Source organism: Bradyrhizobium sp. USDA 372 (assembly GCF_053629095.1).
In genome coordinates this window covers 5,522,966-5,549,807 of sequence record NZ_JBRJHR010000001.1, presented here as the reverse complement: position 1 = coordinate 5,549,807, position 26,842 = coordinate 5,522,966, and the positions used below count along the sequence as shown (strand labels likewise).

24 protein-coding genes and 2 pseudogenes are annotated in these 26,842 nt (G+C 61.9%); 18 read left to right on the top strand and 8 right to left on the bottom strand.

What is annotated here, in order from left to right:
- Window positions 1-705, top strand: a complete 705-nt coding sequence (locus AB7M16_RS25935; protein ID WP_172784975.1) for a response regulator transcription factor — start codon at window positions 1-3, stop codon at window positions 703-705.
- On the top strand, window positions 702-2,288 hold the full coding sequence (locus tag AB7M16_RS25930; protein WP_453945464.1) for an ATP-binding protein: 1,587 nt from the start codon (window positions 702-704) through the stop codon (window positions 2,286-2,288). The genes AB7M16_RS25935 and AB7M16_RS25930 overlap by 4 nt, the downstream gene beginning before the upstream one ends.
- Here AB7M16_RS25930 and AB7M16_RS25925 read toward each other — a convergent pair.
- Entirely contained in the window at window positions 2,285-2,425 is a 141-nt protein-coding gene (locus AB7M16_RS25925) for a hypothetical protein (protein WP_165935896.1), read from the bottom strand. The genes AB7M16_RS25930 and AB7M16_RS25925 overlap by 4 nt on opposite strands.
- Window positions 2,426-2,504: 79 nt before the next feature.
- Between AB7M16_RS25925 and AB7M16_RS25920 the strand changes: the two genes are divergently transcribed.
- The 4 genes from AB7M16_RS25920 (at window position 2,505) to AB7M16_RS25905 (ending at window position 6,970) form a co-directional block, all read left to right on the top strand.
- Window positions 2,505-3,074 carry an alpha-ketoglutarate-dependent dioxygenase AlkB gene (locus AB7M16_RS25920; RefSeq protein WP_439365641.1) on the top strand — a complete coding sequence of 190 codons (570 nt, stop codon included), beginning with the start codon at window positions 2,505-2,507 and terminating at the stop codon, window positions 3,072-3,074.
- Window positions 3,075-3,311: 237 nt separating this feature from the next.
- Window positions 3,312-4,241: an alpha/beta hydrolase gene (locus AB7M16_RS25915; protein WP_453945463.1), complete on the top strand. Its 930-nt coding sequence runs from the start codon at window positions 3,312-3,314 to the stop codon at window positions 4,239-4,241.
- 138 nt (window positions 4,242-4,379) lie between these two features.
- Complete coding sequence (locus tag AB7M16_RS25910) at window positions 4,380-5,606, top strand: ABC transporter substrate-binding protein (protein WP_453945462.1); 1,227 nt, start codon at window positions 4,380-4,382, stop codon at window positions 5,604-5,606.
- A gap of 272 nt (window positions 5,607-5,878) precedes the next feature.
- Window positions 5,879-6,970 carry an enolase C-terminal domain-like protein gene (locus tag AB7M16_RS25905; protein ID WP_453945461.1) on the top strand — a complete coding sequence of 364 codons (1,092 nt, stop codon included), beginning with the start codon at window positions 5,879-5,881 and terminating at the stop codon, window positions 6,968-6,970.
- Window positions 6,971-6,979: 9 nt separating this feature from the next.
- Here AB7M16_RS25905 and AB7M16_RS25900 read toward each other — a convergent pair whose 3' ends face one another.
- Both AB7M16_RS25900 and AB7M16_RS25895 read right to left on the bottom strand, forming a co-directional pair.
- Window positions 6,980-7,402, bottom strand: a complete 423-nt coding sequence (locus AB7M16_RS25900; RefSeq protein ID WP_453945460.1) for a RidA family protein — start codon at window positions 7,400-7,402, stop codon at window positions 6,980-6,982.
- Between the two features lie 532 nt (window positions 7,403-7,934).
- Window positions 7,935-8,408 carry an L-2-amino-thiazoline-4-carboxylic acid hydrolase gene (locus AB7M16_RS25895; RefSeq protein WP_453945459.1) on the bottom strand — a complete coding sequence of 158 codons (474 nt, stop codon included), beginning with the start codon at window positions 8,406-8,408 and terminating at the stop codon, window positions 7,935-7,937.
- Window positions 8,409-8,883: 475 nt separating this feature from the next.
- Between AB7M16_RS25895 and AB7M16_RS25890 the strand changes: the two genes are divergently transcribed.
- From AB7M16_RS25890 to AB7M16_RS25870, 5 genes are all read left to right on the top strand, one after another.
- Window positions 8,884-9,447, top strand: a complete 564-nt coding sequence (locus AB7M16_RS25890; RefSeq protein WP_124163901.1) for a hypothetical protein — start codon at window positions 8,884-8,886, stop codon at window positions 9,445-9,447.
- A complete protein-coding gene (locus tag AB7M16_RS25885) occupies window positions 9,434-10,252 on the top strand; it encodes a hypothetical protein (RefSeq protein ID WP_124163900.1) in 819 nt (272 codons plus the stop codon). The genes AB7M16_RS25890 and AB7M16_RS25885 overlap by 14 nt, the downstream gene beginning before the upstream one ends.
- Before the next feature lie 329 nt (window positions 10,253-10,581).
- Window positions 10,582-10,773 (top strand): helix-turn-helix domain-containing protein, encoded by a 192-nt coding sequence (locus tag AB7M16_RS25880; protein ID WP_158626806.1) that lies wholly within the window; start codon window positions 10,582-10,584, stop codon window positions 10,771-10,773.
- On the top strand, window positions 10,773-11,903 hold the full coding sequence (locus AB7M16_RS25875; protein WP_124163898.1) for a tyrosine-type recombinase/integrase: 1,131 nt from the start codon (window positions 10,773-10,775) through the stop codon (window positions 11,901-11,903). The genes AB7M16_RS25880 and AB7M16_RS25875 overlap by 1 nt, the downstream gene beginning before the upstream one ends.
- A 9-nt stretch (window positions 11,904-11,912) precedes the next feature.
- Window positions 11,913-12,899 (top strand): hypothetical protein, encoded by a 987-nt coding sequence (locus AB7M16_RS25870; protein WP_124163897.1) that lies wholly within the window; start codon window positions 11,913-11,915, stop codon window positions 12,897-12,899.
- Window positions 12,900-13,409: 510 nt separating this feature from the next.
- On the opposite strand, the gene AB7M16_RS25865 is transcribed toward AB7M16_RS25870, so the two are convergent.
- Window positions 13,410-13,649, bottom strand: a complete 240-nt coding sequence (locus AB7M16_RS25865) for a hypothetical protein (RefSeq protein ID WP_453945458.1) — start codon at window positions 13,647-13,649, stop codon at window positions 13,410-13,412.
- 315 nt (window positions 13,650-13,964) lie between these two features.
- A complete protein-coding gene (locus AB7M16_RS25860; RefSeq protein WP_124163896.1) occupies window positions 13,965-14,324 on the bottom strand; it encodes an excisionase in 360 nt (119 codons plus the stop codon).
- 998 nt (window positions 14,325-15,322) lie between these two features.
- On the opposite strand from AB7M16_RS25860, the gene AB7M16_RS25855 reads away from it, so the two are divergent.
- Window positions 15,323-16,966 carry a recombinase family protein gene (locus AB7M16_RS25855; protein ID WP_453945457.1) on the top strand — a complete coding sequence of 548 codons (1,644 nt, stop codon included), beginning with the start codon at window positions 15,323-15,325 and terminating at the stop codon, window positions 16,964-16,966.
- Between the two features lie 377 nt (window positions 16,967-17,343).
- Here AB7M16_RS25855 and AB7M16_RS25850 read toward each other — a convergent pair whose 3' ends face one another.
- Complete coding sequence (locus AB7M16_RS25850; protein WP_453945456.1) at window positions 17,344-17,886, bottom strand: hypothetical protein; 543 nt, start codon at window positions 17,884-17,886, stop codon at window positions 17,344-17,346.
- A 44-nt stretch (window positions 17,887-17,930) separates the two neighbouring features.
- On the opposite strand from AB7M16_RS25850, the gene AB7M16_RS25845 reads away from it, so the two are divergent.
- Window positions 17,931-18,317: a hypothetical protein gene (locus AB7M16_RS25845; protein ID WP_124163893.1), complete on the top strand. Its 387-nt coding sequence runs from the start codon at window positions 17,931-17,933 to the stop codon at window positions 18,315-18,317.
- A 1,620-nt stretch (window positions 18,318-19,937) separates the two neighbouring features.
- Window positions 19,938-20,843: a TauD/TfdA dioxygenase family protein gene (locus AB7M16_RS25840; protein WP_124163892.1), complete on the top strand. Its 906-nt coding sequence runs from the start codon at window positions 19,938-19,940 to the stop codon at window positions 20,841-20,843.
- A gap of 189 nt (window positions 20,844-21,032) precedes the next feature.
- Here AB7M16_RS25840 and AB7M16_RS25835 read toward each other — a convergent pair whose 3' ends face one another.
- Together AB7M16_RS25835 and AB7M16_RS25830 are read right to left on the bottom strand one after the other, a co-directional pair.
- The gene (locus AB7M16_RS25835) at window positions 21,033-21,263 is read right to left on the bottom strand and encodes a DUF2274 domain-containing protein (RefSeq protein WP_036030461.1); all 231 of its coding nucleotides are present in this window, start codon (window positions 21,261-21,263) and stop codon (window positions 21,033-21,035) included.
- An 11-nt stretch (window positions 21,264-21,274) separates the two neighbouring features.
- Entirely contained in the window at window positions 21,275-21,622 is a 348-nt protein-coding gene (locus tag AB7M16_RS25830) for a hypothetical protein (RefSeq protein ID WP_124163891.1), read from the bottom strand.
- A 709-nt stretch (window positions 21,623-22,331) separates the two neighbouring features.
- Here AB7M16_RS25830 and AB7M16_RS25825 point away from each other — a divergent pair.
- The 4 genes and pseudogenes from AB7M16_RS25825 to istB form a co-directional block, all read left to right on the top strand.
- Window positions 22,332-22,617: pseudogene (locus tag AB7M16_RS25825) on the top strand (alcohol dehydrogenase catalytic domain-containing protein); the annotation flags it as partial.
- Window positions 22,618-23,347: 730 nt separating this feature from the next.
- Window positions 23,348-23,527: pseudogene (locus AB7M16_RS25820) on the top strand (hypothetical protein); the annotation flags it as partial.
- Window positions 23,528-23,750: 223 nt separating this feature from the next.
- Window positions 23,751-25,283 carry an IS21 family transposase gene (gene istA / locus AB7M16_RS25815; RefSeq protein ID WP_453947266.1) on the top strand — a complete coding sequence of 511 codons (1,533 nt, stop codon included), beginning with the start codon at window positions 23,751-23,753 and terminating at the stop codon, window positions 25,281-25,283.
- A gap of 11 nt (window positions 25,284-25,294) precedes the next feature.
- On the top strand, window positions 25,295-26,038 hold the full coding sequence (gene istB / locus AB7M16_RS25810; RefSeq protein ID WP_074448703.1) for an IS21-like element helper ATPase IstB: 744 nt from the start codon (window positions 25,295-25,297) through the stop codon (window positions 26,036-26,038).
- The last annotated feature ends 804 nt before the right edge of the window (window positions 26,039-26,842 follow it).

Genomic DNA, 26,842 nt, shown 5'->3' with positions numbered 1-26,842 from the left:
TTGGCGCATCGCATTCTCATCGTCGACGACGAGGGCCATATCCGCGAGGTCATCCGCGTCGCCCTGAAGAAGGCCGGCATGGACGTGATCGAGGCGCGCGACGGCAAGGAGGCGCTTCTCCGCTTTGCCGCCGACAGGCCCGACCTCATCGTGCTCGACATCGGCATGCCCGAGTTCGACGGCCTCGACGTCTGCCGCGAGATCCGCAAAGGCTCCGACGTGCCGATCCTGTTCCTGTCGGCGCGCGATGAGGAGATCGACCGCATCCTCGGCCTCGAGATCGGCGGCGACGATTACGTGACGAAGCCATTCAGCCCGCGCGAGCTGGTGGCGCGGGTCAACGTCATCCTGCGCCGCCTCAGCCCGCGCAATGGCGAGGCCAAGGCCGGGCCCACCGCGCTGGCGCAAGGCGGCCTGCTGATCGATCCCGAGCAGCACGTCGCAACCTTCGCCGGCACGCCGCTGAAGCTGACCGCGATCGAGTTCGGCATCCTGCGCGCATTCCTCACCCGGCCGACATCGGTGTTCAACCGCGAGCAGCTGATGCGCGCGGCCTATCAGCTCAACATCCAGGTCTCCGACCGCACCATCGACAGCCATATCCGCAACATCCGCGCCAAGCTGGCGGCGCTTTCCTGCGACAACGTGATCGAGACGATCCACGGCGTCGGCTTCAAGCTCGGCCGTTGCGAGAAAGAGGCATGAGCACAGCGCCCGACAAATGGCGGCCGTCGCTCACCCTCGTGATCTTCACGGTGCTGGCGACGGTCGGAATATTGCCGCTGGTCGGCCTGTTCTTCTTCCGTCTCTACGACAACCAGCTGATCCGCCAGACCCAGGCCGAGCTGATCGCGCAGAGCCGCGTGCTGGCGACGATCTATGCGCAGGAGGTCGCGGCCCGGCTCGACGGCGGCCTCATGCTCGGCGCCGAGGTGCCGCCGGGCGTGCTGCCCGATCCCGGCGACCAGGTCACGCCGATCCGCCCCGCGCTCGACCTCACCGCGAACGACCTCTTGCGGCGGCGGCCCGACGCATCGGCCGCGCCCCAGCCGGCGCAAGCAGCCTATGTCGAGATCGGCGCCAGGCTGACGCCGATCATCCGCGAGACCCAGAAGGTGACGTTGGCCGGCTTTCGCATCCTCGATCCCCAAGGCGTGGTGATTGCCGGGCGGCAGGAGGTCGGCCAGTCGCTCGCCCATATCGAGGAGGTCGCGGACGCCCTGCACGGGCAATACCGCGCGACTTTACGCAACCGCGTGCCGGACAAGCCGCCGCCGCCGATCTATTCCTTCAGCCGCGGCCTCGGCGTGCACGTGTTCTCGGCGATGCCCGTCATCGTCAACAACCGCGTCGCCGGGGTGATCTACACGACGCGGACGCCGAGCAACATTTTTGACCATCTCTACCAGGAGCGGGCCAAGTTCGTGCTGGCCGGCCTTGCCGTCATCCTCGGCACGATAGCGATTGGCCTCGTGTTCTCGCGCACCATCACGCTGCCGATGCGCGAGCTGATCGACCGCGCCGCCAGAATCGGCCGCGGCGACCGCGAGGCGTTCCAGCCGCTGAAGCATTATGGCACGCGCGAGTTCGCCCAGCTCTCGCACAGCTTTCTCGGCATGGCCGAGCAGCTGGCGCGGCGCTCCGACTATATCGCGACCTTCTCGGCCCATCTCACCCACGAGCTGAAATCGCCGCTGACCTCGATCAAGGGCGCGGCCGAGCTGCTGCAGGATTCGGTTCAAGGCAAGGCCGAGGGCCTGACGCCGGCCGAGCAGAAGACCTTCATCGCCAACATCCTGTCCGACACCCAGCGGCTGGAGGCGATGGCGCAACGGCTGCGCGAGCTCGCCCGCGCCGAGAGCCTGCCGCAGAACGAGCGCACCGAGCTGGCGCCCGTGATCGCCGATCTCAGGAACCGGTTTCCGGCAAGCGCGATCGAGGCCAGCGGCAGCCTCGACCGGGCGATCGGCATGTCCTCGGAGAAGGCGCTGATCGTGCTGTCACACATCGCCGACAACGCGGTGCGGCACAAGGCCGGGACGATCAGGCTGGAGGCGGTCGACGCGCGGACGACCGTGCTCGTGACGGTCAGCAATGACGGCGAGCCGATCTCGGCGCCGAACCGCGACAGGATCTTTGATGCGTTCTTCACCACCCGTCGCGACCAGGGCGGCACCGGCATGGGGCTGGCGATCGCGCGCGCGGTGATGGCGAGCCATGGCGGCTCGATCAGGCTGAAGCCGACCGACGAAGGGGCCGCCTTCGAACTCCAGTTTCCGGTTGCCTAGATTGCAAAGACCCAGGCGGCGACGATGGTGCCGATGGTGACGAGACCGGCGATGGTCCAGCCGGCGGCGTATTCCAGCTCAGGATGACCGGTCGCCCGCATGATCTCAACCGGATCGGCGGTATGCTTCTCTGCCATGACAGCCTCGCACGTTTCTTCCCGCGTCATAGATAAGTCGCATCAGCCGCAAAGAGGTTCCATCACGGAAATGCGAGGCATGACGCAGCTAGGTTTGTTCGCCGACCCGCAGGAAGGCCCGGCCGGCCTTCGCTACACGGACGATTTTATCGATCGTGCCACCGAGCAGGATCTGATCGCCCGCATCGCAGCATTGCCGCTCCAGCGCTTTCAGTTCGGCGTCTTCGAGGGCAACCGCCGGGTGGCGTCGTTCGGCTATCGCTACGACTACACGCTGCAGCTTCTAGCCGAGGCCGATCCGATCCCGGACTGGGTGCGGCCGGTCGCGCACCAGGTCGAGGCCTGGGCGGGGCTGCCGGAGGGCAGCGTCCGGCAGGTGCTGTGCACCGAATACGAGGTCGGCGTCGGCATCGGCTGGCATCGCGACAAGCCGCATTTCGACAAGGTGCTCGGCCTGTCGCTGGGCTCGCCTTGCGCTTTCCGCTTCCGCCGTCGCAGGGGCAAGAAGTGGGAGCGCCACACGCTCAAAGCCCTGCCGCGCTCGCTCTACATGATGGACGGCGAGGCGCGGTCGCAATGGGAGCACAGCATCCCGCCGGTCGCGGCGCCTCGCTACTCCATCACCTTCCGGACAATGAAGCGGGCCTGACGGGCCGTCCAAAACAAAAACTGCGAAAACAACCCCATGCACAGTAGAACGCCAGATTCGGCGCGAGCCTCGGCGGCGCCGGACAACGGCTTGACGGATCGGGATAAAACGGCGGCTGCGCGCGGTGTCGGCCAAGGCGCCGCGAATTCGCCTCAAGGCCGGCGGACTAATGAGACGAATTGAAAAAGACGGGCCATATCTGCGAGCCAAGATGAGTCCCGCAAGGCCGCCACACCCATGAAGAATTATCTGACATTTTTCCTGTTTCTGACCATGACCGCGGCCTCCGCGCACGGACCCGTGCCGGGCCGGCTGCCGCCGCCCTCCGATCTCGTGCAAGTGGGCCTCACCGATTCCGACACCACCGCCGGCGGCACCGCGCGGCTGTGCGAGCAGGTGACCTTCTCGCGCGGCCTGCGCTATGGCGAGAGCGAGGCCAACGTGCTCGATGTCGCGGCCAGCGCGACCAAGGCCGATACGCCGCGGCCGGTGCTGGTGTTCGTGGCGGGTGACACCTTCACCGGCGACCGCGGAGCGCCGGAGCTGTCGCGCCAGATCCAGGATCAGGCCATGTGCTTTGCCGCGCGCAACGGCATGATCGGGGTCCGGGTCAATTATCGCCTGGCGCCCGCGGCGACCTGGCCGGCCGGCGCGTCCGATGTGGCGGCGGCGCTGTCCTGGGTCCACGGCAATATCGACCTCTTCAATGGCGATGCCCGCGAAATCGTCGCGGTCGGCTACGGCGCCGGCGCCTTCCACGTCGCCACCCTGCTGGCGCATCCGGAGCTGCAGACCGCCGGCGCCGACGTCGCCGGCGTGGTGCTGGTGTCCGGGGTCTACCGCGCTGGCAAGGACGCCAGCGAGAGCGAGAAGGCCTATCTCGGCGGCGATGCCACCCAGTACGACAAGCGCTCGGTGTTCCCCGGCATCCTCAATGTCGACGTGCCGATCGTGCTGGCCTGGGCCGCGGACGATTCCGCCGGTCTCGTGGCGCAGGGCGAGACCCTGAAGAAGACGCTGTGCGGCGCCGGCCATTGCCCGCGCAGCACGCTGCTGCGCAGCCGCGACGGTATCGCGAGCGCCTTCGGCCTCGATGGCTCCGGCGAGAGCCTCGCGGAGCCGACGCTGCTGCTGGTGCATCAGTTGGAGGCGCGGGGGTTGCCGTAACGCGTTGCGGCAACACGCCTGCCGCTTTCATCGAAGCGCGCTCCCAGCCACACGATTGCCAAACGCTTGACCTAGATCAAGCGGCCTTGGTGGGGATTGAGCCGACCTCGTTTGGGGGCCAACCACAGGGCATCGAACATGCGCGTCATCGGCAGGATGCTGTTCGTTTCCGCGATTGCCGTCGCATCGCTGGGCGCGATGTCGCAGCAGCAACACTCGGTTCAACCCGCAAGCGACCAGGAGATCCGCATCGGCAATGTCATGCCGTATTCGGGGCCGCTGTCGGAGTTCGGCGCGATCGGCCAGGCAGAAGCGGCCTATTTCGACATGGTCAACGCGCGCGGCGGGATCAACGGCCGCAAGATCCGGTTCATCACCCGCGACGACAATTCCGATCCGGCGACCGCGCTGGAGCTGACGCGCAAGCTGGTCGAGACGGACGGCGTGCACCTGATGTTCGGCTCGTTCGGCACGCCGGGCAATCTCGCCACACGCCGGTACCTGAACGAGAAGAAGATCCCGCAGCTGTTCGTTGCCACCGGCGACGAGGAGCTGAGCCAGCCGAACGCGTTTCCCTGGACCATGGGCTGGCAGCCGTCGTTCCGGTCGGAGGGGCGCATCTATGCCAACTACATCCAGGCCTATTACCCCAGAAAGAAGATCGTCGTGCTCTGGCAGAACGACCAGTTCGGACGCATGCTGTACAAGGGGATTCAGGAGGGCCTTGGCGATCTCAACCGCCACGTTCTCGTCGACATCGCCTTCGACCTTGCCGATGAGCATCTCGACGGGCACATCTCGATCCTCAAGCGCGCCGGCGCCGATATCTTCGTCTTCCTCGGCGTGCCCTCGACCGCATCCAAGGTGATCAAGCTGGCAGCGTCCATGAATTGGCGCCCGGTCTTCATCGTCAACGATGCCTCCGCCTCGATCGCCAATGCGATGGCGCCCGCGGGGCTGGAGAATTCCGCCGGCGTGATCTCGGCGGCCTTCCTGAAGGATCCGAGCGATCCGGCCTGGAAGAATGATCCCGCCATGAAGGACTGGTTCGCCTTCATGGACAAATACCATCAGGTCGAAAGCACCAACAATAGCGCAGCCGTCTATGGCTACGCCGCGGCCGAGGCGCTGGCGCAGGTGCTGAAGCAATGCGGCGACGACTTTTCGCGCGAGAACATCATGCGCCAGGCGGCCTCGCTCAGGGACGTCAATCCCTCCCTGGCGTTGCCCAACATCCGGATGAGCACCTCGCCGAACAATTATCTGCCGATCAGGCAGATGCGGCTGGTGCAATTCGACGGCCGGTCGTGGCAGCAGTTCGGGGACGTGATCGAGACGGCGTTCACGGAAGGCGCGGCAAGATGAGGTGACTCTGACCCTCCCCTGGAGGCGCAGTGCTGTCGCATTTGAGAGCTTTTCCGTGCGGCCATCCTTCGAGACGCCCGCTTTAGGCGGGCTCCTCAGGATGAGGACGGAGTGCGCGGAAGCAGTTTCAACTCGCACTGACGCCAAATGGCCTCATTCCGGCTTAAGCGAGGCCAGCGCGTCTCCAGCAGCGAGCGCACGCGGGTCCTTTTCGTTTGATCACGGATGCTTAAGATCGGCGCGACCTGCAGCCGCTCCGCCGGGAGAGACCCATGACCGAGACCATCCGCATCAAGCGCTTTGTCGCACGCCCCGTGATCGTGCCGATGAACCTGCCGCTCCAGACCTCGACCGGGGCGGTCGCCAAGGCGCCGCTGGTGCTGATCGACTGCGAGACCGACCACGGCGCGACAGGCCATGCCTATCTGTTCTCGATCACGCCCTCGGCCCTGAAGCCGCTGACGGCGATGGTCACGGAAATGTCAGACCTCGTCGCCGGCGACGAGCTGCTGCCGTTCGAGATCGAGCGCAAGCTGAGCCAGCGCTTCACGCTGCTGGGCCTCGCCGGCCTGCAGCGGCTGGCGCAATCCGGCATCGACATGGCGGCATGGGACGCGCTGGCGCGCACGCGCGGCCTGCCGCTGGCGCGCCTGCTCGGCGGCGCGCCGAAGCCGGTGCGCGCCTACAATTCGAAGGGCCTCGGCATCATGCCGGCGGGCGCGGCGGTGGAGGAAGCGCACAAGCTGCTGGCCGAAGGGTTTCACGCCGCCAAGATCCGCGTCGGCCGGAGCGATGCGCGGGAGGACCTCGCCGTCGTGCGCGCGGTGCGCAAGGCCGTCGGCGACGAGGTTACGCTGATGTGCGACTACAACCAGGCGCTGACGGTCACCGAAGCGATCCGCCGCGGCGAGATGCTCGACGACGAGGGCCTCACCTGGATCGAGGAGCCGATCCGCCACGACGATTATGAGGGCAATGCCCGCGTCGCCGACGCGCTGCAGACGCCGGTCCAGATCGGCGAGAACTTTGACAGCGCGTTTTCCATGCAGAGCGCCCTCGCCGCGGAGGCCTGCGACTACGTGATGCCTGACGTGCAGCGCATCGGCGGCGTCACCGGCTGGCTGCGGGCCGCATCGCTCGCCCATGCGGCCGGCATCGAGATGTCGACGCACCTGTTCTCGGAGATCAGCGCGCATCTGCTCTGCGTGACGCCATCAGCGCATTGGCTGGAATATGTCGACTGGGCCGACGCCGTGCTGGCAACGCGGCTGCAGATCAAGGACGGCTTTGCGCTGCCGAGCGAGGAGCCCGGCAACGGGATCGCGTGGGACGAGGCGGCGGTCGCCAAATATCTCGTCAAATAGAACGACCTCCTACGGCCGAACGGCGGCAATCATGCTCAGCTCGACCGGCGCTCCCCGCGGCAACTCGGCGACGCCGACCGACGTCCGCGTGTGACGGCCGCGATCGCCGAGGCGTTCGATCAGCCGGTCGGAGGCACCGTTCATGACTTGCGACTGCTGGGTAAATCCGGGCGCTGAAGCAACATATCCAACGACTTGCAAGACCTGGACGATCCTGTCCTCGCCGCCCGTTGCGTGGTTGATCGCCGCAATGCAGAGATCGGCGCAAAGCGCCGCAGCCTCCTGCGCGGCCGCGATATCGACGCCAGCGCCGACCTTGCCTGCATACAGCAGGTCCTCGCCGCGACGGGGCAGCTGACCGCTGACATAGGCAATTCCATCATGGATGATCACCGGCAGATAGTTGCCGCCGGGCTTGTTGATGCTGCTCATCTTGAAAGCCTGCCTTCTTTTCATCTCCGGCACAGCGACGCATTTCGCCGAACGCCGTAACCCGATCGCACCAGGCTCGTTGCCGTGGTGGCCGATCGGACAATGGCAGGCGGCGAGTCGTGGATCAAGGCGGTGCAGATCCAGCTCCGACAAGACCTCGCCTGCACGCATTGCACGGCGGCGGTGCGCGGGAGCAAACGCGACGTTCCGTCATCCTGAGGCGCGAGTGGCGCGATGCAAATGCATCCCGCCGAGATCCTCGAAGGACGAACGGCCCGGATGCAGCGAGGCCGTCGCCCTTCGAGGGCCGCTGAAGAAGCGGCCACGTCCAGCGACAACGGCTTCGCCGTTGCGCGGGGGTGACGGTCCGCATGTATGTGCCGGCTGCATCAGCATCGTCATTGCGAGCGCAGCGAAGCAATCCAGACTGCTGCCTGCGGAAAGACTCTGGATTGCTTCGCTGCGCTCGCAATGACCGGCCCCATCAGCACCAGCATTGCCACGGCGCGACAGATCGTCCGCATCGTTCCCGTCATCGTGACCCGCCCACATCGCGCTTGTAGCGGAAGTCGCAATGGGAGGCGCCTTGCATGATGGTCTGCGTGCGCGTGAGCTTGATGTCGGGACCAAAACCTTCCGCGGTGGCAAAGTCGGCGGTGCAGATCAGGAGAAAACCGAGCTCCGGCTCGCCCAGGGCCTTGTAGAACTCGGCATAGGCGCAGCGTGTCACGTCGAAAGCGAACGCGTCATGCGTCTGCTCCACGACGTCATAGGCGAGCGCATCGTCGCGGGCATAGGTGCGGAAGGCCGACGACACGGCCTTGCCGAGATCGCGCTCGTTCTTGGCCTTCCAGAATTCCTCGCCGAAGCGGCGATAGAGATCGCCGAGCGCCTTGCGCACCAGCGCGTTGGCGCGCGCCTCGCCGAGCTCGGCCTGCAATGCCTTGACCAGCGGCACCAGCACCTGCGCCTGGATCTTTGCCTGTTCGATGACGGACACGGTCATGGGCGGCCTCGCGTCGGAAGGCTGCATCGTAGCCAGTATGGAGTGAAAGCGTAATCCGAGGCGGTGCCCAAGGGGATAGAGCCCTGGATTGCGCTGCGCTCCATCCAGGCTACGGATGTTCCAATGATACCGAGGAGGCCGCACCAGTCCGTCTACGCTCTTCGAGCTACGCCGGACACGCTTCGCAATGAGATTCCCGGCTTGCCGAGCCGAGCTCGCGGCGGCAGCCCGCCTCCGCCCGTTGGGCTTCGGCGCGGCATCCTTCACTCTGCTATCGCGAGCGAAGGATGGTGGGCACGACAGGGATCGAACCTGTGACCCCTACCATGTCAAGGAAGGGCTCGCCGGCGTATCTCCTTGATTTTGGTTCACATTCGCTCCAGCTCGTTACGTTCGGTGAAGCCTCGTTTCCGCGGCTTTTGGCCCTTTCCTGGAAGGTTCGTGGAAACGGCTGCGCTTCCCTGCGGGTGCCCGCATGAGCACCGAGACATCCACGGCGCACCGGAAAGCCTTGTTTAACCGCCTGCCGCCCGAGCTCCGTGAGGAGCTCATCACGCTTGGGCGGCGCGCCAAAAACATGTTCGGCCGCATCCGCTTTCAGGACGTTTTCGATCAAAACCTGCAGCTGTTCGAGCGATTGGCCGCCAATGGCGCGACGGCAGCCGATATCGGCGAGGTGCTGGCTGCCGCCGGCGTGACGCGCAAGGACGGCATGGTCCTGCCGGAGGGGACGGTTACCAGCGCCCTGAGCCGTGCGCGCGAACGCGCCGGCCGCCGCACCACGACGTCGGCCGGTCCCTGCATGCCCCTGCCGAGCCCTGCACCGGCCTGCAATGCCCTGCAGAGTGGGGAGGAAACCCGCTCATCTGGCGGCCTGCCCCGACGCCCGCCCGTTCAACACCCGCCGGCCCCTATGCCCGGCCTCAGTTCTGTTCGGACTTCCCCGAACGGACCGGCAGGTTTCGTCCTTCCGGCACACGCGCGCCGCACCGCGGCACTTCTACACAAGATAAGGAGCGAAAACGATGAAGACAGCTAAGACGACCGATTTTCCGGACCTCGTGGAGATCACGGCGGACGGCACCTCGATCGGCAAGACGGTTTTGGCCGGCCGCGTTGCACACTTCTTCGGCGAGGTGGGACGAAAGGTCATCAGGGTCCAGATCGAGAGCAGCCGCCGCCGAGGCGCGGTGGAGACGGGCGATATTTTCATCAATCTTGAGGAGTTTGCCTCCGCCGGAATCCGCAACGGAGGCCTGGTCGGCGTGCTTTCCCCGCTGTTTGAGGCGGTCATAGAGGCCCGCAAGAGTGGCGCCGGCGTCGTCGTCGATTGGGCGGGCGGCACGGCGGGCCATCGTTTGGAGGTTCTGGCCGCCACCAACTTCGACGCCACGCTCGCCGCCATGCAGGTGAAGGCGCTGTCGATCGTCATGACCACCAATTCCAGCGAGCACATGGCCCAGGCTGAAAAGCACCTCCACAGCCTTCAGAAGGTTGCTCCCCACCTGCCCCGCGCCTTGGCTCTCTCCGGCCGTGCGGGACCGTTCGACTGGCCGGTCAACAGCGAGCAGCGCGGCCATTTCGACCGCTTGCTCGCCGCGGCGGGAGAGGTCCCGGTCCTGCGCATCCCGCTCGCCGCTGGCAGGGCCCTGCAGGTGTGTGCCGACGCCGGCCTCGACCCGACGCAGGCGCTGCTGATGAACTTCGATGAGCTCGCTGCGCGTCTCGGTGTCCACATCTTCCAGGCCACGGCCTGCGCCACCGAGATCGCGGTTTGGTGGCAGCGGGTCGGCGGAGAGCTGCGCAAGTTGCTCGGAGCCGCCCGTGTACCCGTCACCGCGTAGGCTCAACGAACGCGTAAACTACTTGGTACGCCTGCGGCGGCTCCTTGCCGTCCAGGCGGCAGCCTTCACGCTGGCCTACTATCGCCGCCACCGCCGGATGCCTCCCGGTTATGTGCTGCGCCTCTTTTCGTCCGCCACCGTCCACCGGATCCGGCTCCGGGCAGAACTGGAAATTTTGCTGGGAATCCCGTCTCTCTACAGGTTTTCCCGCCTCTTGTACGACTGCGTCATTGACCGTTGCCATGGCTCGCGTGACGTTCGGAGCCGGCGCTAGTCGATGAGCGATTAGAAAAGCCATAGATATGGTAAACAAAGGAGTCCGGCCTATCATGATCGACCTCAATAATTGCAGCCCCTATCTGTTGCTCTCGACCAAGGAGGTTGCGGCGGTCCTCGGCCTTAGCAAGGGCGCCGTGCGAAAGTTAGCCCGGAGCGGTCGCCTGCGCACGATCGACGGCTTCCGGGTCTTGTATTTTTCGGCCCAAGCGGTGCGCGAGTTCGCGGCCGGCGCTGGTGTCTGATGCGGTACACGAGCGTCCATTCGATCGGTGAGTTCGAGCTGTGCAAGGCAAGCAACAGCCCGAATTACTACGTCGCGACCTACGTCCGCGAAACGCAGCAGATGGTGTACCGCTCGTTGCGCACGAGCGATCTAGAGAATGCGATCGCCCAAGTGAAAAGCCTTGTCGCCCGCGGTATCGCGGGCGACCCCGGCGACGCGCTGGTTCAAAAGCCGATTCAGACGGTCGCTGAGGTCCTTGAGCTCTACAAGCCGCACGCTGCCGAGCTCAAGTCGGCGGAATTCACCAACATCGCTATTGAACGCATCAATCGCCTCATCGGCACTTCGATCTTGTCGACCATGGTCAAAAGCGATTTCGACGACTTTCGTAAGGCTGCAGAAGCAGAAGGTCTTGCCCTTTCAACGGTGGCTCGGACCCTCACCGTTTTGCGGAGCGCGTGCAAGATAGCGGTCGGAGAGCGCCGGCTGGCCGAAGAGAGCGTTCCGCATATCCCCTATATCATGAGCAAGAATGACGCCCGTTCGGCGCCGGCGAAGGGCCGCGTCATGACGGCGCCTGAGATCGCTGCGGCAATTGATCAATTGGACTATCTGCACCTCCTTGTGGCCAACGTTTTCCTCCTCAATACGGCAAGCCGCATTGGCGCAATCCTCGAAGCGCAAGCTGATCAGATCGATGGCACCTGTAATATTATTCACCTGAATGCGAAGGGCCGTATCCAGACTGACAAGTACCGCCCTGACTTGCCAATCACCAATACGCTCATGCCGTGGACGATCAACTTGCCGCCCGGCCCGTTGGTCGTATGGCGCGGAGTCGCGGTCGAAGAAATCGACACCGGCTTCGGTGCTGCATGCAAGCGTGCAGGTCTCCCTGGCGGCGAAAACACCTACTCAATCAGGCATTCCGTCGCCCGCTATATGCTGCAGAAGGGCGTCGACCGTGCCGAAATCGGGCAGTGGCTGGGCCACATCAAGCCCGCCGACTCGCCCGAAACGACCCTGATCTATTCACCGTACGCGCCCGATTATCTGCGCGCAGCCAAGGCAGCGGTGGAGGATTTCGTGCGCGAGATCGCTTCACGCTGCCGCCGACACGACATCCTGACCCCGCCCTGGCTCAACTGACTGAGGTGCATGATGACCACCCGGACCGAGAAAACCAAAATTTCATACCGCAACCGTGCAAAGCAGATAGCGACGGCGGGCGCCAAGAAAGCAGGACGCCGGCTGTCGCCGAGGGAACTCGCCCAAAGCCTCGTCGACCGCCGCGCCGAGCTTGCCCCGTCGAGCTTCCGCCAAAATCGCGCTGCCCTCCGCTTCATGATGAACGAGGTTGCGGAGGATCAGCCGAGCTTGGTACCGGAAATGCGCGCGGCGATTGCCCTCCTGGAGGATGTCGAATCGCGCGAAAGGTCCGACGATGGACTGTTGCGCACCTCTCAGCAGAAGTTGAAGCGCCTCGACGACGATTTGGATCGCATCTGCCACGGTGCACTGGCCACCACGAGCCCGAATGCTGGTATCCTGGTAGACTGTCTGACCGCTGGATCGCTGACCGGTGCTAGACTGGAGGAGTGGCCAAGCGCCAAACTCCGCCCCTCCAGCGATCCCGACTACGCATGGGAACTGGAGTTCGCGAACGGCAAGTCCGGAAATGGCCGGGCTCACGGCGAAACGCGCGTGTTACGCTGGGCTTGGCTCCCTGAAGAACTTGTCGACCAGACGAAAGCATGGATCTTCGCGGCTCGCGAAGCGGCCTGCAATGGACACTATGAGACTCTCATTTCAACGCTGAGATCGCTGATGCGTCGGGTCACGAAGCAGCTCTTCCCGACGCGGAAGCGCCGCCCCACCCTTTCGTCAGCCCGGCACGCCGCGGCGGCGAGATGGAAAGCGATCTACGTGGCTCCCGCTCGCACGCCGGAGGAGAAGGAGCTCGGACTTGCGATCGTGGCGGCGTTGTTGGGCCACGCCAGCGACGAAACCGCGACCAGACACTACGCACGCCCGCGCGAGGCGGACGGCAGGTTTCCTGTCCCGACGCCCGACCCCACCGAAGTCGCGCGCGTCCGCAAGCGCTACTCGGCACCGAGCAAGAAGCGCGATAGCCTTAAGCCCTAAATAGTAGTCGAGCACACCTGGTAGCGGGGGAGCGCTACCGCCTTTCCCCACACCGACCAGACCTACGATATTTCATCCAATCCAGCGCATGAGCCTATTGGGCCCCGCCCCGCTCTTACCCTCTTGCGAAGGGCAATTCGCAATGGCGCACGGCCCGGATCGGAGAAGCTGCCACCATCTTAACTGGCGCCGAGATAAGCAGCTTCCTTTGTTCCGCGGCGAACGCATAGTTTTTTGCAGTGTTGGTGCAAGCTTATCATTCCTCGCCGCGCAGAAGCCCATTCAATCACCACGGAAGTTTGGCATCAGCATAGCCACCCTGCACTGAATACTGCGACTTCCGCGGCTGACTGGAACATTCTTATCGCGTACGCCGGCATCTGAGATCACTTGTTTTGTGAAAGGATCGGAGACATGAATGCGCATGAAGGGACCGGCAATTGCCGTCCAACATGCAAGCACGCCCGGCACTTGGCGCAATCATACGAACGGCCCACCCAAGCAGCCGATTCAGCGCAGAACAGGCGAGAGTGCTGCTCGCGCACCAAAGGCCGCGCCGAAAAGCCTGCCGATAACCTGTTGCACCAACGGATCGTTCCGCGGCAGGTCGGCAACCGCGTGGGTAAAGGTACGGGTTCGCGCCTTAATCCACTCCGTCCTGTCGCTACCGGCGCGCCGCGCAATTCCGGCGAGGATCAAGCAGGACCAGCTGAACATAGGCCGTTCCAAAGACCCGGCCTTCCGTTCCATATCCGGTCCTCGGGGATCGCATTCCCGAAATCAACTGTACCGCTCGCCGTAAGTCTCTGGCCGGAGCCATCCCATCGCCCTGGATGCTGACGCCGGGCTGCTTGGTATCGACAAGTACGGCGATCCGCTTGCCGCTCTGGTCAGCCGCTACGATCAAGTGATCGGCGTACAGGGTGCCAGTCGCGTAATATTCGTGCCATTGAGCTGTAGTCCGCCTCCGTCCGACGTCACCGCCGTTCGGTAGCAATCGGCGGCTCCGACACCCATCTCGGTGTCGCGACCACGATCGGGGTGTGGTTGGAGGTTATGTAGCCCTTAGCTCTTCCTCTGCGGCCGCAATCTCATCTGCAGCGCAGCCTGTGCCGACATCCCGTCCGTTGTCTCTAATAATTCAGGTTGCCTGGTGGCTGATCTGTCCGCTCCTGTTTCGGCGGGCGCTTTTGGCCTGAAGTCTGGCTCTCTTGCGTCTTCGCAGCATAACTCTCGCATCCGTTCGATATGAGCCAGCGTTGTAAATTCTTTGCTGGCAATCTTGTCGATAACCAACCGGTTGCGATCGCGCTCACGGCGTAGACCGGCAACCGTCATTCCTCCGAAAGGAAATGCGATCTTCACGGCATCAGCAAGGCGAAGCGGCGTGTCAGGCGACATTTCAGGTTGCGCTCGATTCAGCATCGACGCTTTTCGGACCTGTAAACCGTGTGCGGTGTGGCGAGCCCTTGCAAACGACTGCCTCGAAATGAAGCCGTCACAATCGCGCAATCTGCAAGTACCTGGACGGGATCAGCGAGAGTCGCGTTGCCAGTTAGGCGCACTAAGCATCGATTACCTGCTCCGGTGGGAATGGGTCTTTCCCATTCGACTACTCATGGCAGGAGGCTGCAGGCCGCTCGTACGGCGGGACCAGGTTCCGGCACTCGAATTCAGCGCGTCGACATATGGAAGGCTCTGCCGAAAAGAAGCGTCGTTTGCCTGACGAACATATCGTCATTTGGTCGAGCAGGCGGCCCGCCTGTATCGCGATGACGCGGCGGAATGTGTGGTTTCCGCCTCCTCACCGCTCATAAACCAATGCCATCGTTTGTCGCCCAGGCTCGCCCTCAATCTCAGTCTCAGCGTCGTGAGGCGTGCGCCGAAATGCTTTCTTACTTGGTCGCGCCCTCGATGATCCACGCTTCGACCCGAGCTGGCGCGACCGAATATGACCAACACTCGCACCTGCAACGCGCGGTGTGAGGCGTCTACTCGTAAGTTCCATCCAGAATAGACGAGGCTGATCAGAGGAGCAGCCGGTGATTTTCTAGTAGAGTTGAAAGAAAGCAGGCATTGGCCCCAGCGCATTCAACCCTATCCGAGCGGCGATCGAGACACGCACTTCCCACCTATTGCGGATTACAGAGAGGGATTGATACAGCCTTAGTATAAGACCCCTTAATGCGCTAAATATACGCGGCACCGAAGACAAGTTACTTTTGGACCCATCGCGCCCTCCGCCGCTAGGCGTTGTATATGCCTCCTGAACAAGCTCCTTGGCACGCGAGCTGCGAAGAGAGGTGGTCGCCCTTGCGTCGACACGGGCCGCGATGGCGGCGCTATTTTCTTCAATTGATGTAATCCTTGCTGCAACTGTCGTATAGATGTCCAATTTAGTGGTGTAACTTTCGGGAGCGAGGATGATGGCCAACGCGCTCGAGATCTATAAGGCTCATCCGGTACCATCGCGGCTCGGCATGAGAGCGGCACAATATGTACGCATGTCGACACAAAGGCAGCAATACTCGATTCAGAATCAGGCTGCTGTGATTGCGGCATACGCGCACGCCCATAGCCTGACCATTGTACGAACCTATCGCGACGAGGGAGAGAGCGGCCTGCTCATCAAGAACAGGGCCGGCCTTATACAGCTGATCAAGGATGTCCAAACAGGAGAAGCGGATTTCGGTCATATTCTGGTCTATGACGTAAGCCGGTGGGGCCGCTTTCAGGACGTCGATGAGAGCGCGTATTACGAATTTGTATGCAAACAGGCAGGCATTAACATCGTGTATTGTGCTGAGCAGTTTGACAATGACGGCAGCGTGCTCTCCAGCATCATCAAAAACATCAAGCGCGTAATGGCAGCCGAGTACAGTCGTGAGCTTTCGGCAAAGGTTCACGCTGCGCAGTGCCGGTTCGCCCGACTTGGCTTCAAGCTCGGCGGTCGCCCTGGCTATGCTCTCTTGCGAGAACTTGTCGATCAGAGCCAGCGATCGCGAGGCGTGCTGAAGAATGGTGACCAAAAGTACCTCATGACTGACCACGTCCGAGTGCGACCCGGCATTCCCGAGGAAGTCGCCGTGGTGAAGTGGATCTTCGAGCGCTTTCTGCAGGTAAAGTCCGAAGCGACTATCGCCCGGGAGCTAAACCGGCGGCCCATACTCACGAGCACGGGAGTTCGGTGGACGCGCGCAGCGGTTAACACGGTGCTTAGAAACGAGAACTACATTGGGAACCTGACCTTCAACCGCCGATCACGTAAGTTGCGGCAGCACTGCACCTACAATCCTCCCGAGCTTTGGATCACCAGCGAGAGATGTATCGAGCCGATCATCGAACGCGAAGTCTTCCTGAAAGTAGACAAGATCATTGAGGAACGGCGTGTCGATCTAACTGAAGAGGAGATGCTTGCCCGTCTACGCAAAACGCTACTCAAGGAAGGACGCCTGAGCTCTGCCATCATTGCCAGCACGGTCGGCCTTCCCTGCGCTTCCACCTATCAAACTCACTTCGGCAGCATGATGAACGTGTATCGGTTAATCGGCTACACTCCCAAGCGAAACTATGCATTTCTTGAGTCGCGCCCGCGCTGGGCGGAGGAAGAGGCCAAGCTCGGCTCTCACATCGCCATGGCCATCAGGAAAGCTGGTTGCCGCATCACCTCTAGCAACAGGACCGATTACTTGCGCGTGCGTGGATCGGTCAACATCTCAATTCGATCAGCCCTCTGCTGCGGAAGGCAAAATCGAGCAATGTACTGGTCGATCAAACGCAGGGCACGCCTGCCTCAGGGCTGGATTGCCGCCATCAGGCTGTCTGAGCATAACGAGTCAGTGCTCGATTACGTACTGCTGTCGGTCGACGGGAAAGTAAAACGAACCATAAACTTTTCTGAGAGGGCTCGCGTTCGCCGTGGAATCGCTCGCTTCGATACCCCTGACGCTTTGGTTCGAGCTATCGCCAAGCTAGTGACACGAAAAGACCGTTCTGCGCCAGCATCACATGAGAAGCGATCGAGACCAAAGCAGCTCAACACCAAGAACGCCGGCGCGCGCCGCTGATCAGACGCAGGCACAAAACCCCGCAAAGCAGTGCTTCATAATCTTTTGAATCTTGTCCAGATTTCACGCGCCTTCACTCCTGCCGCGGTTCGCTGTTTCGGAGCATGCCGTTCGCTTCTCCGACCATCTTTGCCAAACTACTTTTCGGCAAGCGGGTGCTAGGCGGCCCAGGGAACTTGTGGTCTGGTCAAGTTCGCCAGCCGTCAGCCGAAAGCGGGAGCAGAAGCGACGGCAACGGTAGAGCGAGCGCATCTGTTGCCGGCTGGCGCGGAGCGCCAACTTGTTTCAAGAAGCGCCGCTTACTTCTGACGGCCTTCGGATATCTCTCCAGAACATGCCGACCGCGATTGTCAGAATCCTCGACCGTCAGAACATCGTCAGCGGCGGTGGCGGACGACTGCCCGATGGATATTCCTCCGACGATCGGACGCGTGGCGCATCCGGATCGCGGTGGCTGGGATGTCGCATGGCGTAACGGTTGCCAGTTCTCGAATTGACATAAGTTCCGCCACGGTGTGATGAGCCGGATCCGCCCAAATAGCTGCCCCCATGACCGGTAGTGTGATGTCCGCCTCCGTAGCTGACGCGCCCTCCATGCCCCCGCGCGCGTCTGCTTGCCTGATCGCGCCGAGCAGCAACAGACCGGCAACTATTGCAATCAACCTCATTTTCGCCCGCCCCTTGGAATGCGGACGCGTATGCAAGCGCATCCACTGCGAGATAATAACTTCTGATATGGGCAAAATATGCAGCTTTACATCGGGAACAGCTAGAGCGGAGTCGTTTTCCGGCGAGTAAGGCTCGCGCAGTCGTCCGCGAAACTTCTCGACCTCCAAATGGAGCCGGTGACCTCGTCTGAATGTCAAGCCGATCGAGCAGAAATACCGCAGATGAAGGCCCTCTACGCTGGTTATCCTCATGGCCACGATGCTAACGTAGGCCTGCTACTTACTTGGGGCCAACATTGCCATTGCAGGAAATTTCCCCCCAGTCGACTGCTGCAGCCGATCGGGATCTAATCTTCGTAGTGATCGAGCGTCATCGCGAGCTGTTGGCGCATTACGATGCGGCCCTGTCCGTATCGGCGAAGCTCGATTCGGGGCCCGAGTTTGATGCCGCCGACGAAATTAGCTGTCAAAGGAACCATGCTCTCGCGGAGCATGGGAACGTGCTCATCCGTTCAACGCCAACCACGATCGCGGGCGTGATTGCTCTGACGCGTTACGTCGGCAGCCTACGAGAGTGGGACCTTCCCGACGATGACGCGTGGTATCGGACTTTCTTGGAAGGGCTGGCAGACGCGATCGATGGAATCGCCATGGCGCAGCGGCTTGGGCAAGATGGCGATTAAAATGGCGCTCGCTTTCATCTTCCGCGGCATACTTTTCTGGGTGGCAATCGCTGCGCTTCTCTATTTCATGTGGAAGTTGCCCTTCTGAAGTCTGACGATTGGGGGCTCGCCCGAGCCAGCATCGAGGCAATGAGGAGGGGCGGCTCTTGAACCACGGTACTCGCCGGATCCCTGGAAGATGGATGCGATTTCAGTTTCCTGGCCTTGCCCGAAGCTGATCCGTCTTAGAATCGTCGACCACGAACGCCTTTGCCAGCGCAGCGCGGCAGGCGCGCCTGCTCTACTGCTGCAGAAGGGCATCGCTTGAGAAGGATCAAGAGAACTGGCGAGCAAGTGAGGTAGCTTTGGGCCCAGTGTGCCAAGGGGGCCGTGCCCATAGCCTCACGAAAAGCTGCACGGTCGTTCCGCTATCAGCGCTTAAGTGCGCGAGAAAGCATCCGTTTCCTGGAAATTGGGATACTTCCGGACATTGCGGAACAAACGACCGCACGAGCCGCTGTAGACCAGCCCTACCGCCGGTGCCACGACGTTCCGCGCCATGGCGGCGGCTCGGTCTATTGTCCAGGAGACAGAGACGCTGGGCAAGCCGCCGGCGAAGTGAACTTAGCAATCCGCAATCGCGCATTGCCCAATCGGACCGCTCTGGCGATCTTTACTGGCGCAGAGGCTTGCGAGACGCCATCCTGCTCCCAGCAAGCCACAAGCCGAACATATGGTGCCGACAGGGAATTTACATCGCGGTCCACGCCCATGGGCCGATTGAATTCTTCGAGAGTCTGAATCGCCTGCTTCAGATCGTGACGCGGCTGACGAATCTCCATGAGACGTGACGTGCGATGCCGTGGGCGGTCAGCGATGCTCCCGCGGATTTCGTCGCGATCACATTGTGGAAGGCAAGCGCAAGATGAGCCACCCCCCGTGCCTGATCGCATTCTTCTCCACCGGTCTAGCGGCGAGCAAACTGGCACAGGACCAGGAAATTGCAGCTTTTATCCTACTTCAGGACCGAGACGATAATGTGCATAACTGCCGCCAAGAGCGCCGCTCGACAGAGAGCGATCTTACATCTGCAACTCTCACAGGCTCCAACGGCAATTAGGGAGATTAACTCGGGCCGTCAACTAACTCGCGAGTCTGCCAATGGAACAGTCAGCTTGAGCTTACTAAAGGATGTGGAGAGTTGTCGGTATTCTGACAGAGGCCCAAATCCCATGTCAGGTCGAGTACAGTGGGCATAGTACGCGAACTCTCAAAAAGCCCATTCGGCGTTGTGGCTTGCCCAGCGTCGCCTGGCATGGCCATTGCCTAAAACAAATCTATCAAGAAACAGAACCATAAAGCAGCAAATGCTCACGCTTCACTCGCATCTCACCCTTGAGGAACGGTCAGCTGATTCACAATGCGGACATACCCGCTATGACCATCCGAGGCATGTAGACCAGCAAATACTCTCGAACACGTTGATATGGCACGATGGCGTTCGATGACTCGCGGCAAAGACCACGACTCGTTCAGCGCCTACTGTCGAGGACATGCTGGTCTTTCGATTGGCACGATGCTTGCTGAAGATCATTCGCTCCAAGGGGGTGGGGGAGACCTGCCAGGGCCTGGAAAAGCGAGATCAGCGCAATGACTTTGATCGGTGGCGTCATTCCGAGCGCGGATATTGTGAAACGTGCAGCGCGCATCGGTGCCGAAGTCAAAAATATCAAGCTATCAGGCGATCTACCGGATCACGCGATAGCTGCGATCAACAGCTTATTGCTAGAGCACAAGGTGATCTTCTTCCGCAATCAAGGACATCTCAATGACGCCGAGCAGGAGCGCTTTTCCGCTCGTCTGGGAAAGCTAGTGCCACATCCGATACTCGGCGCTACCAAGGGGGCGTCGCTCCTCGAACTGGACTCCACTCGCGGTGGCGGTCGCGCCGACGTTTGGCATGCGGATGGGACCTTTGCCGACGCCTATCCCAAGATCTTGGTCCTGCGGGCCGTGGTAATGCCAACGTTCGGAGGCGACACCGTGTGGTCTAACACAGCTGCCGCTTATCTTGGTTTGCCGTCGCCACTACAACGGCTCGCCGAGGGCCTATGGGCCGTTCACAGCAACGTTTTCGATTACGCTGGGATCGCGCGTCTCCGCGAGGTCGACAAGAAGCACTTTGACGAGGTGTTCACCAAAGCGGTTTTTGAGACGGAGCATCCCGTCGTACGCGTCCACCCCGAAACAGGCGAGCGGACGCTAGTGCTCGGCGCCTTGGTGAAGCAGTTTGTTGATGTCCCCAAATACGACGGACAAAAGCTGTTCGACCTGTTTCAGTCTCACATCACCGCGCCCGAAAACACTGTGCGCTGGAACTGGTTAGAGGGGGATATTGCGATATGGGATAACCGCGCAACGCAGCATTACGCGGTCAACGATTACGGGGACCAGCATCGCGTCGTACGTCGGGCCACGATCGAGGGTGAGGTGCCCGTCAGCGTCGATGGCCGGAGCAGTGTAACGCGCCTGAAGGTGACCGAATGACTGCGCGACGACGCCCAGCGCTCTCGCGTCTGAAAATCGAGAAAATCTGGCAATCGGAGTTGTTTAGGGTAAACGCGAAAACACACTTTCCGACCCGATATCTCAGCTCTTAAGGCCAACTCGGCAGCGCCTAGCTTGATGCGTGCAAACTATTTAGCGTCGACCGACGGCTTCGAGGAAACTGGAGCATCACTGTCCTTCGCCAGCGGCTTCACGTTTCAGCTTAGAAAATCCTCGATCAGTGGCCATAAAGCGCGCCAACATGGGGGCGATGAGTTTAGTCGGATCGACCACTTGACCACCCTGACGCGTAAGCGCTTCTGCATATGCAATGAGATCACGATGCACCGCCGCAGGCAGCTCCGCACTTACTTTGACCGGCTTGTCGTCCGGAAGCTCTCCTATTTTGAGTTTTGGCATTTTGTTACCCTCTATTTACCGAACGTTTCAAAAAGTCTTTCGGTTTCGGAACGACGGTGCGCAGGAATGCTCTTTAGAAGGAATTCCATCATGCTGGTGTTGTCGCGCTTTTCGCCAGCTGTGTCCCATAAGATGGCTCCCTTGTCGCCCTCGCTAAGGTATGCGCCGCTCGAATATGGACTGCCGCAGTGATGCTTAAGAAGCCCGTTAAAATGCTGCAGGTACTCCCGCGGTTCAGGGTACAGCCACCTCAACAAAGGACACATCGTGAATGCGGTTGTTAGGATCGCAAGGACTCTCGAGTGGTCCTGAAGATCGATAGTCTTGATCGATGGTGCATCCCCATCGCCGGATTGCATAGTGCCTCCTTGCGCTGCCAGTGCCGAACTGTGGCCCTACCGATCTAGCGCTTTGAATGCACCGACCGCGTGGCCAAAAAACCTGCGGTAGCAAAAGCCAGGCCAAAGAATTGTGCGGCTCGTCTTGCTTCTTGGAGTGGAATGTCGTCTTCGCGACAGGACGGGACGCGGTTGATGTCGGGGAGCTAGCGGTTGCGAAAGCGCTAGCCCGAGCTGGCTGATGCGCAACAGCCACCCGAAGGTAAATATCCGCACAACGTTGAGTGAGATGGTTCACTCTTCCGACGCTCGGCATTTACCCCGGGGAGGCTTTCAACGATCCTTCGCTGTCCTGCCGCCCCGGAGCCCCGCGAACTGCCGGTGAGGTGCGGGAGCCGCGCCGCGGGATGATCCTGTTGAGCTGGGCGGATCGCTGGCCGGGCAGAAAAGCCCCCGAAGCCGGCGATCCCTACGAATCTCTCCGAGCCTTCGCGGCCACAGGAACGCTCGGCCCATACCGTGTCAAAAATCTTACGGCAGGCGATTCCCGAAGACGTGAAGCCACCTCGCGGGCGATTGCAGAGGGCGCTTAGCGATTCCACCGGACGTTGGTATGGAATTCGCTGCCTCCGCTCGCATCGCCGCAAGCAATTGCGCCATCGCCACTGATGCCTACGCAAACGCGCGCGATCGCAGTGCTCTGCATCAATTAAAGCGTAAGGTTTCTAACATGAAGGCGCTCGTCAAGGCTAAGTCTGAGCCCGGACTCTGTCTACGCGACGAACCCGTGCCCATGATCGGACCGACTAATCTCTTGATCAGGGTCAAGAAGACCGGGATTTGCGGTACGGATATTCATATTTTCCGCTGGGACGAGTGGGCTCGTAAAACGGTGGCCTGTGCCCATGGTGGTGGGCCACGAGTTCGCGGGCGAAAGAGTTGATCTCGGCTCGGCCGTTCAAGGCCTTGCATGCGGCCAGCGTGTGACGGGAGAAAGCCATGTAATCGCAATGCACGGTCTGGCCTAGGCCACCCGGACCGCATTTCTGAAGGCACGTAAATTGCTGGATAACGAGCAGGAGCTGGCGCAAAGAACGCAGGCCGCAGCGACTATCTCAATTCTAATGAGGCTGATCCGATTTATCTTGTTCCACTTGACTTTGATGCTGCTTGCACCTGAACTTTCAGACGCAACGAGTGCTGCCGCTGGCGCAAGTCCTTCGAGCGTCAAAGCTGTGGCGACATTCAAGCAGAATGGTCCCCGAGAGGTGCCACCAAGCTTCAGGAATGGCGGCCCCTACGACAGCTAAACGACGCTAGCCGCACCCGGTCAACCGGCGGACAACTTCCGGCCGGTCAAGCTGCCTGGCAATTCCGCGGGGCTGGAACCCAGCCTTATATGTATGATCCGCACGCCCCAACGCCCGACAGTCAATATCCTCGATGGCGCTGAGAGGCTTAACGCCCCCTTGTGACGTACGGGATGTGCAATCCTGCCGCCCCGCGTTTTAATCTCCTAGCTGCAGAGACGCCGCGCTCAAGCAATACAGCTATCCTCGGCGGGGTTCTGATTGTCGCCTTTCTGACTGTTCTTGTCGTTATTTTTGTAGAAGTAAACGGCCCAGGTGCGGGCACGTGAGGGAGCAGAGCTGGGTTATATCGCAGTCGCCGTTCAGCTGATCTCCCGCAACTGTTCGCTGGTTTCGATTCAGCGTTCACGCAAGGGACTCACGGGAATTTGTCCGTCCTCCAGGGTGCGGCAAGACCACACTCCTACGCTGCATTACCCGGATGCAGCGTCTGACGAGTGGAGTCTGCTGGGTCGACGGCGAGATTAGGCAGGATGAGACGATGTTTCAGCCGCACTCATCTACGTCCGATCGCGGGTGTATTTCAGCGGCCGATTTTTTCTCATTTGTCTATTAAAGCGTACTCTCCTGTAGAGCTGCGGATTCCGATCGATGTCGCCCAGGATTCCGAGATGATCTCGCCCACCATTCCGATTTGAAGTCGCCCACCCGTTCCGAGATGATGTCGCCCACCATTCCGGGATGATGTCGCCCGGGTGACGAGACCTCTTCTGGCTCCCATAGGGTCAACCTTTCGGTTTTGCGAAGGGGGACCCTGGATGCCGACGGAGAGGCTTGCGATGCGCCGTGTGCGCGATGTGATCAGGATGAAGGCGGCTGGGCTGCCGAGCCGCGAGATTGCTCGGCGGATGGGCGCGGCGCCCTCGACAGTGCGGCTGACCATCCGGCGATTCGAGGCCGCAGGCCTGAGCTGGCCGTTGCCCGACGAACTCACGGACGCGGCCCTGGAGGCCCGCCTGTTCGCCAAGACCGGCAACGGTAACCGGCAGGGTCATCGCCGCATCGCCGAGCCCGACTGGGCGGCGGTGCACCGCGAGCTCAAGCGCAAGCATGTGACGCTGTCGATCCTGTGGGAGGAGTACATCGGCGCCGAGCCCGGCGGATACCGGTACTCGCGCTTCTGCGAGCTTTACCGCGCCTGGGAGGGACGCCTGTCGGTGACGATGCGCCAGGCGCACGCGGCCGGCGACAAGCTGTTCGTCGACTACGCGGGCGACGGCGTGCCGGTGGTGGTCGACCGCCTCACCGGCGAGCGGAGGACGGCGCAGATCTTCGTCGCCGTGCTCGGCGCCTCAAGCTTCACCTACGCGCAGGCGACGTGGACGCAGGGGCTCGCCGACTGGATCAGCGCCCATGTTGGCGCCTTCGCGGCGATCGGCGGCGTCCCGGCGCTCTTGGTGCCTGACAACACCAAAGTCGCAGTCATCAAGGCGAGCCTCTACGACCCGCAGATCAATCGCACCTATGCGGAGATGGCCGCGCATTACGGCACGGCCGTCTTGCCGGCGCGACCTCGCAAGCCGCGCGACAAGGCCAAGGTCGAGCAGGCCGTCCTCGTCATCGAGCGCTGGCTGCTCGGCCGCCTGCGCCACCGCGTCTTCTACAGCCTCGCCGAGGTCAACGCAGCGATCGGCGAGTTGCTCACCAGGCTCAACGAGGAGCGGCCGATCCGGCGGCTCGGCGTGACGCGCCGCCGGCTGCTCGAGGAGATCGACCGGCCGGCGCTCAAGCCGTTGCCGGCGAGCCCCTACGTGCTCGCCGAGTGGCGGATCCGCCGCGTCAGCCTCGACTACCACGTCGAGGTGGAGAAGCATTATTACAGCGTTCCGCATCGCTTCGCGCGTGCCGAGGTCGAGGTGCGGTTCACCGCCCGCACCGTCGAGATCTTCCACAAGGGCGAGCGGATTGCCGCGCATCAGCGCATGAGTGGCAATCACAAGCACACCACCGTGCCGGAGCACATGGCCTCCAGCCATCGGCGCTACGCCGGCTGGACTATCGGGCGTATCCGTCAGGACGCCGCCGCGATCGGGCCGGCAACCAGCGCATTGTGCGACCTCATTCTCGACGAGCGCTCGCACCCCGAACAAGGCTTCCGCGCCTGCCTCGGCATCCTCAGGCTCGCCGCCTCCTATGGGCGCGAACGGCTGGACGCGGCGGCTGCGCGGGCGATCGACATCGGCGCGCGCACCTATGGCTCGGTCAAGTCGATCCTCGCCAACAATCTCGATCGGCGTCCCGCTCACCAGCGCTCCGCGGACGATGCGCCGATCCTGCATGCCAACATCCGCGGACCGCGCTACTACAATTAGGAGACCGTCCCTTGCTCACCCATCCGACCCTCGACCGCCTCAACGCCCTCGGCCTCCACGGCATGGCCAAGGCCTTCGCCGACATTGAAGCCGCCGGTGAGGCTGGCAGCCTCAGTCACGCCGAATGGCTTGCTCTGCTGCTCGAACGTGAAGCCTCGCTGCGGCACGACAAACGGCTCGCCACTCGCCTGCGCTACGCCAAGCTGCGCCAGCAGGCATGCGTCGAGGACATCGACTATCGCACCCCGCGCGGTCTCGACCGCCCGCTGTTCGCCAAGCTTGTCGAGGGCCGTTGGATCGACGACCACGTCAATCTCCTGATCTGCGGCCCGGCAGGCGTCGGCAAGAGTTGGCTCGCCTCGGCGCTCGGCCACAAGGCCTGTCGCGACAATCGCTCCGTGCTCTATCAGCGCGTCCCGCGCCTGTTCGACGATCTGGCGCTCGCCCGCGGCGACGGTCGTCACCCACGCCTGTTGCGCAGCCTTGGCCGTGTCGATCTGCTGATCCTCGATGATTGGGGGCTCGAGCCGCTCGATGCCGGCGCCCGTCACGACCTCCTGCAAATCCTCGAAGATCGCTACGGTCATCGCTCCACCATCGTCACCAGCCAGCTCCCCGTGGACCAGTGGCATCTGCTCATTGGAGATCCCACCTATGCCGACGCCGTGCTCGATCGCCTCGTCCACAATGCCCATCGGCTCGACCTCACCGGTGAGAGCCTGCGCCGAACCCGGCAATCCGCCCGAAAGACCTGAGCGCTGTGGACATGCCGCTGCGCTTGGACAACGCAATCGCGTTGCCCACATGCCCACAGCAACCGCAGAAGAAGAAAAAAGGTTGAAGTCGCGATTCCAGATTGACCGCGCGGCTTGACCGATGCCAGAGAACCAGCCGGCCAGAACGCCTCGCCGCTGGGCGAGATCAAATCGGAAAGGTGGGCGACATCGTCTCGGAATCCACGGGCGACTTCATATCGGTACGCCTGGGCGACTTCGTCGGAATCCGCAGTAGAGCCCGTCAAAACCGAAGACGGCACTGATTGACATTGACGGTGTGGTCGAACCGCTAGTCTTGTGGCACTGCCTGACGGTGGGCCCGTCACATCTTTCTGGGGCGGAGCAATGTAGCGCGCTGTTGATCCCAGCTCGGCTACTTTTAGTGGCGACCCGCTCATTTGGATTCAACTGCACCGCCAAGAGCAAGCTCTGCCATGTTTTTAAGACTTGGCTAGCTTGGTACGATTTTCCTCAAGCTCGACGGCACCCATCAGGACAGCCGCGGAGACGTCGCTCAAGGCGATCAATCAGAAGGACAGGGGCGAGACGACCCTTCAACTCACCGGAGAGATCGCGTTCTACGACGGTCCGGTCCTAGCGCGCGTGCGTCACTCACGCTGCTTGATCGCAAATCGGCTATCCAGCGAAGGTGGCCTCACCGGGGGCCCTCACCGGAGGAGTACTTTCTTACGGCCTTCCCTAAAGTTCTTTGGCCTTTCGCGTGATGCGCTCACCCGTTCGAAGCCGATAAAGGCAAGATCATTGTTGCAGCCTTTGTACGCG